Genomic DNA, 6135 nt, shown 5'->3' with positions numbered 1-6135 from the left:
GCCGCGAGATGTTCGTTGAGAATGAAAGACGTCAGCGCTTCGAACATCGGCACTTCGACTCGCAGCGCTTCTTGCCGGCCGTTGGCGCGAGCTACCAGGGCAGCGAGAATGCCGTATACGGCGTGGAGCGCCCCGACCTTGTCCGCCAGAATCGTAGGAATGAAGCGCGGATCTTCGCCATTGTGTTCAGCGATGCCGGCCAGCCCGGCCGCTGCTTGAATCACGTCGTCGAACGCCGGGCGTCCCCGATAACGGCCCCGCTGGCCGAAGCCGATGGCCGAGCAATAGATCAACTGGGGATTGATGGCCGCGGCGGCTTCGAAGCTCAAGCCGAGCCGATCGGCCGCTTCCGGCCGCATGTTGTGTAACAAGACATCGCAGCGCCCAATCAGCTTGTCCAGAATGGCTTTGCCGCTGGCGCTCTTCAGGTCGACCGCGATGGCGCGTTTATTTCGATTGTTGTTGATATAGAGCGCACCCATGCCGTCGGCCTGCGGCTGCGAGGCCCGCGCCACATCGCCCTCGATGGGTTCGACTTTGATCACCTCGGCACCCAGGTCGGCCAGGATCTGGCCGGCGAACGGGCCCATGACGACCGCGCTCAGCTCCAGAACTCGTGTGCCTGCCAATAGTGGGATCATGGGCCTGAGCATACGGCGGTAGCCGCCTCGGGCAGCCATGCAGCGGTGGTTATTTATGTATAGCTACGGTGAAAACTGTTGCCCCGCCGTCGGCGCCCATGAAACAGTTGGCCTCGATGCAATCGCGCTTGAACCTGCAGCAACTTTCAGCCTTTTTGACGCTGGCGGACACCGGCAGCTTCGGCGATGCCGCCGAGGCCCTGGGGGTCTCGCAACCAGCCCTGAGCCGGACCATCCAGCAGATCGAAACCAAGCTCGGCACCCGGCTGTTCGATCGGGATACCCGCAAGCTGCGGCTGACTCCGGCCGGCGAACGGCTGGAACCGCTGGCCCGGCGGCTAATGAATGAGTACACGGAAGTGTTCGCCGAGTTCGACGACTTTGTCGCCGGCCGTCAGGGTGTGGTGCGGGTCGCCGCCTTCCCGTCGGTTGCCGCCCTACTGCTACCGGCCACGATTGTGAGTTTTCGCGAGCGTCAGCCCGACGTGCGCATCCAGATTTGGGAGGATGTCGGCACGCCCGTGCATCGCGCGGTGCTGGATGGCCGGGCCGACATCGGCTTGTCGACGCCACCACCGATCAGCAGTGACCTTCGCTATCGGCCGCTGTTACGCGATGAGGTGGTGCTGGTTTGTCGCAACGACGACATGCTGGCGCACCGTGAAGAACATGAATGGTCAGTGTTTGCCACTCGCGCTTTCGTCATTCTGTCACCCGAAACGGGCCTGCGCGCCATGATAGACCGCGCCATGGAAGAAGCTGGCGTGGCGGCCGAGCCGCTGTTCAATTGCAAACAACCGACCACCATCGGCAGTTTGGTGAATGCGGGTCTCGGCATCAGCGCGCTGAGTCGCTTGACCTTGGCACAGCTCGATTCGCCGACGCTGTCTTATCGCAAGCTGCGCAATCCTACTGTCGCTCGCTCCATCGGCATCGTTACTCATGCCGCGCGCTCGCTGTCGCCAGCGGCGCGTTTGTTTCTAAAAGAGCTGGACGCACAAGCCAAGGTGCTCGCTCCGAGCATCGACGGCGCGCCGCAGCCCGGAGATGTGATTTGATCAATCGACGAGAACTGCTGCTCGGCATGGGAGCGGCGCTCGCAAGCCGTCAGCTCGTTGCCGCGGATCGTCCGCTCGACGTTGCATACATCAACGCCAAAGTTTGGACCGGTCAGCGCGACGTGCCGCTGGCCAATGCCATAGGTCTCGCAGGCAATCGAGTCTCGGTGGTTGGCGATAACGCACGCGTGCGGAAGCTCGCGACCAAGAGCACGCGAATCATGGATCTGCGCGGCGCGTTTGTGATGCCGGGCTTCATGGACAATCACACGCATTTTCTGCGTGCTTCTTTCATGCTCAGCGCTCCCGAGCTGCGGACTGCGAAAACCCGCGAAGAGTTTATCGAACGCGTCGCGAAGTCGGCGCAAGCGTTGCGGCCCGGCCAGTGGTTGCAAGGGGGCAACTGGGACGAACAAATGTGGGGCGGCGAATTGCCGTCGCGCCAATGGATCGATGCCGTCACACCGAACACGCCGGTCGCGGTGGTTCGGCTCGATCAGCATGTCGCGTTGTTGAATTCGTTGGCATTGAAGCTGGCGCGCATCGATCGCAACACGCCCGACCCAGAAGGCGGCTTGATCATTCGCGACGCGCAGGGCGAGCCTACCGGCTTGATCAAGGACAAGGCCAAGGATTTGCTGAAGGTCGTGATTCCCTCGCCGAGCGCTGCCGACATCGATACGGCCATTGGTGTCGGCACCGCGCACGCCTTGTCCAAAGGCGTCACCCAAGTGCATGTGACCGAGCTCGATTGGGTGACACACGATGCTCTGCGTCGGCTGCGCCAGCGAAACAAGATCGGCATGCGTTTCTATTCGTTCGTGCCACTAGAGGACTGGAGCAAACTGCAGGCGCTGGTGAAAGCCGAAGGTCGTGGCGATGACTGGGTTCGTTGGGGCGCGCTGAAAGGCTTGGTCGACGGCTCGCTCGGCTCGCGCACGGCGGTGTTTCGAGAGCCGTATGCAGATAATCCATCGGTGCACGGCATCTATCGCACGCCGCCGGACAAGCTACGCGACTACATATTGAATGCCGACGCTGCCGGCCTGCACATCACCGTGCACGCCATCGGCGATGAAGGTAACGACCAGGTGCTCGGCATGTTCGAGGCAGCGATTAACAAGAACGGCGCTCGCGACCGTCGCTTCCGTATCGAACACGCCCAACATTTGCTGGCCACCGACGTACCGCGTTTCGCCGAGCTGAATGTGATCGCGTCGATGCAGCCGTACCACGCCATCGACGATGGCCGCTGGGCCATCAAGCCGCTCGGGCCCGAGCGTTTGCACGGCGCGTGGGCGATTCGCTCGCTGCTCGATGCCAAGGCCAAAGTGACCTTCGGTTCGGACTGGCCAGTCGCGCCCATCGATCCGTTACTGGGCGTGGCGGCGGCGGTGCTTCGGCAAACCATCGACGGCGCCAATCCCAGCGGCTGGGTGCCGGAACAACGCATCACCGTGCAGGAAGCCTTGACCGCGTATACAACGGCCAACGCCTACGCCGGCTTCCAGGAAGACCGCCTCGGCCTGATCGCCCCCGGCTATCTGGCCGACCTGACCGTGCTCGACACTGACCTGACCACCTGCGCACCGGAACAGATCACGCGCGCGAAGGTGTTGAGTACGCTGGTGGATGGCCAAGTGAGATTCGGCAGCGACAAGGTCTAACGCGAACCTGCTCCGAAATGATATTTTGGCGTCCATGGAAGGACATGGGGAAGCAGCAGCGGATGTCATCACCGGCGGCGTCATAGCGCGCGCCGTCGAGCCTGCCGCGGGCGAATCGCATAAGGAAGGCCACGGCACCTGCCTCAACTGCGGTGCCACCGTGAGCGGCGCCTACTGCTCGAACTGTGGCCAGGCAACGCATCTGCATCGCAGCCTGTCTTCGCTGGGCCATGACATCCTGCATGGCGTCTTTCATTTCGAAGGCAAGACCTGGCGTACCGTGCCGGAACTGTTCTTGCGCCCGGGCAACCTGACGCGCCGTTACATCAACGGCGAGCGCGCCAAGTTCGTCTCGCCGATGGCGCTGTATCTATTCTCCGTGTTCCTGATGTTCGCCGTGATGTCATTGACCGGCATTACCGCGACCTCCATGCCGGATGATTTGGACCTGGGCGTGGCCGAGCAATGGAAAGAGAACATCGAGTCCAATATCGAGAAGCTCAACGAAAAAATCGAGGCGCAGCGCGAGCAGCTGGCCGAGACCGACAATCTGAGCGAGGTCGAGCGCAAGCAAATCGAAGCGTCCATCGCCGGCGATGTCTCGGCGCGCGAAGCCATGCAAGCCATGATCAGCGGCGACTTGAAACAAATCGCCGAGTTCAAGCGCAAGCAGGATGAGCGCGCCAAGGCCGAGGCCGCCGCCAAGGGTGCAGCGGAATCGTCGCCGCAGCCGACACCAGAATCTGTCAAGAATGCAGAAAGCAGTTTCGAACTTGCCGTCAAACATGCAGCGGACAATCCCACGCTGCTGGCTTACAAACTCAAGAGTGCCGGTTACAAATATTCCTGGGCCCTGATTCCGCTCAGCGTGCCGTTCATGTGGCTGCTGTTCTTCTGGCGCCGCGACGTGCATCTGTACGACCACGCCATTTTTGTCACTTACTCCATCAGTTTCATGATGCTGTTCGTGATCGTGCTGTCGGTAGCGCACGTGCTCGGTGTCAGTGCCTGGATTTGGGGACCGGCGCTGGCCATCGTGCCGCCGTTGCATCTTTATAAGCAGCTGCGCGGCGCTTACGGCCTGTCACGCTTCGGCGCGTGGGTACGGCTGTTCCTGCTGACCATCATGATCACGTTCGTGCTGGTGATGTTCGGATTGCTGTTGCTGGCGCTAGGTATGTCGGGCTGAGTATTGCGGCCGGCGGCAGCGGTATAATCGCGCCATGAGCATACGAGCAGGCATCATCGGTTTCGGCGTGGCGGGTCGGTATTTTCATGCGCCGCTGATTCGGGCCGCCGGCATTCCCATCGTTGCGGTCGTGACCAGCAAGCCTGAGCCGGCTCAGGACTATCTCGGCGAGGTCGACGTACTCGGCTCAGCCGAAGAATTACTGGCACGCGACGACATCGACCTGGTCGCCATCGCGTCACCGAACACGCTGCATGTGCCCCACTCCATTGCCGCATTACGCGCGGGCAAGCATGTCGTGGTGGATAAGCCGGTGGCAGCGTCCGCGGCAGAGGTCAGCGACCTCGACCAACTGGCGACCGAGTGCAAGCGCAAGTTCGCCGTGTTTCATAACCGGCGCTGGGACAGCGATTTCCTGACCATCAAACAGCTCATCGACGCCGGCCAGCTGGGCACGATCAACGCGTATCACGCGCGCTGGGATCGTTTCCGGCCGCAGGTCACCGATCGTTGGCGCGATCGCGACGAGCCCGGTCACGGCATTCTTTACGATCTGGGTTCGCATTTGATCGATCAAGCGCTGGTGCTGTTCGGCGCGCCCGAGTGGTTGTATGCGAATGTGTTCACCCAGCGCGAGGGCGGCGCCACCGTCGACGGCTTCGAGATTCTGCTGGGCAAGGGCTCGCTGCGCATCACGCTCGGCGTCAGTTCGATTGCCGCCGACGGCGGGTATCGATATCGCATCAATGGGTCGCGGGCTTCATTCTTGAAACCCGGGCTGGACCCCCAGGAAGCGCAGTTGCGCGCCGGCGTGGAACCGAGCGAGCATTTTTTCGGCAACGAGCCCACCGAGCAATGGGGCACGCTGGTGCATGGTGACAGCGGTCAGCGCGAGGTGGTGACGCCGCAGATCGGCCGTTGGGTGTCGTTCTACGAACAGATGCGCCACGCCATCGAACACGGTGGCCCGGTACCGGTGTCAGCCGCGCAGGCCTATGACACAATTCGGATCATCGAGGCCGCGCTCACCAGCAGCGCCATGGGTTGCCGCATCGACCTGCAACCGGCCGCGCCTCTGGTCAGCCGCTGAAGTCATCATCATGCCGTCATTCGACATCGTCTCCGAACTCGACGCTCACGAAGTGAGCAACGCCGTCGATCAAGCCAGCCGCGAGGTCAGCACCCGCTTCGACTTCAAGGGCAGCGACGCCAAGTTCGAACTCAAGGAACTGGTCATCACGCTGACCGCCAAGGCGGAGTTTCAGCTCAAGCAGATGCTCGACATCTTGATGCTCAGGCTGTCCAAGCGCGGCATCGACGTCGCCTGCACCAAGGTCGAAGATCCGGTGGTGTTGGGCCAGACGGCGCGGCAGGTCGTCACGCTGCGCGAAGGCATCGACAGCGAGCTGGGCAAGAAGCTGCAGCGGCTGATCAAGGATTCCAAGCTGAAAGTGCAGGCGGCGATTCAGGACAAGCAGGTGCGGGTCACCGGCAAGAACCGCGACGATTTACAGGAAGTGATTCGGCTGTCGCGCGGCGCCAAGCTCGACATGCCGCTGCAGTTCAAGAATTTCCGGGAT

At 61.9% G+C, this 6135-nt stretch carries 6 protein-coding genes; 5 read left to right on the top strand and 1 reads right to left on the bottom strand.

All coding sequences use genetic code 11. The features are described 5' to 3' along the window. The coding region (locus JNL55_RS14165) for a CaiB/BaiF CoA transferase family protein (RefSeq protein ID WP_293854193.1) at positions 1 to 641 on the bottom strand (641 nt) is incomplete at its 3' end. Positions 642 to 709: 68 nt separating this feature from the next. On the opposite strand from JNL55_RS14165, the gene JNL55_RS14160 reads away from it, so the two are divergent. From JNL55_RS14160 to JNL55_RS14140, 5 genes are all read left to right on the top strand, one after another. Next, positions 710 to 1699, top strand: coding sequence for a LysR family transcriptional regulator (locus JNL55_RS14160; RefSeq protein WP_293854190.1), 990 nt, complete (start codon positions 710 to 712; stop codon positions 1697 to 1699). Next, positions 1696 to 3366, top strand: coding sequence for an amidohydrolase (locus JNL55_RS14155; protein WP_293854185.1), 1671 nt, complete (start codon positions 1696 to 1698; stop codon positions 3364 to 3366). The genes JNL55_RS14160 and JNL55_RS14155 overlap by 4 nt, the downstream gene beginning before the upstream one ends. A gap of 34 nt (positions 3367 to 3400) precedes the next feature. After that, a complete protein-coding gene (locus JNL55_RS14150) occupies positions 3401 to 4555 on the top strand; it encodes a DUF3667 domain-containing protein (RefSeq protein WP_293854182.1) in 1155 nt (384 codons plus the stop codon). Positions 4556 to 4589: 34 nt separating this feature from the next. Further along, positions 4590 to 5645, top strand: coding sequence for a Gfo/Idh/MocA family oxidoreductase (locus tag JNL55_RS14145; RefSeq protein WP_293854179.1), 1056 nt, complete (start codon positions 4590 to 4592; stop codon positions 5643 to 5645). Between the two features lie 10 nt (positions 5646 to 5655). Beyond that, the coding region (locus JNL55_RS14140; RefSeq protein WP_293854176.1) for a YajQ family cyclic di-GMP-binding protein at positions 5656 to 6135 on the top strand (480 nt) is incomplete at its 3' end.

Source organism: Steroidobacter sp. (genome assembly GCF_016790065.1).
Lineage (GTDB): Bacteria > Pseudomonadota > Gammaproteobacteria > Steroidobacterales > Steroidobacteraceae > Steroidobacter.
Note: the sequence above shows the minus strand (reverse complement) of the source record. Positions and strands in the feature narration are given on the sequence as shown.

Excerpts from the sequence above, each read along its gene's own strand:
- JNL55_RS14150 (WP_293854182.1), top strand. The coding sequence starts at position 3,401 with ATGGAAGGACATGGGGAAGCAGCAGCGGATGTCATCACCGGCGGCGTC.
- JNL55_RS14145 (WP_293854179.1), top strand. The coding sequence starts at position 4,590 with ATGAGCATACGAGCAGGCATCATCGGTTTCGGCGTGGCGGGTCGGTAT.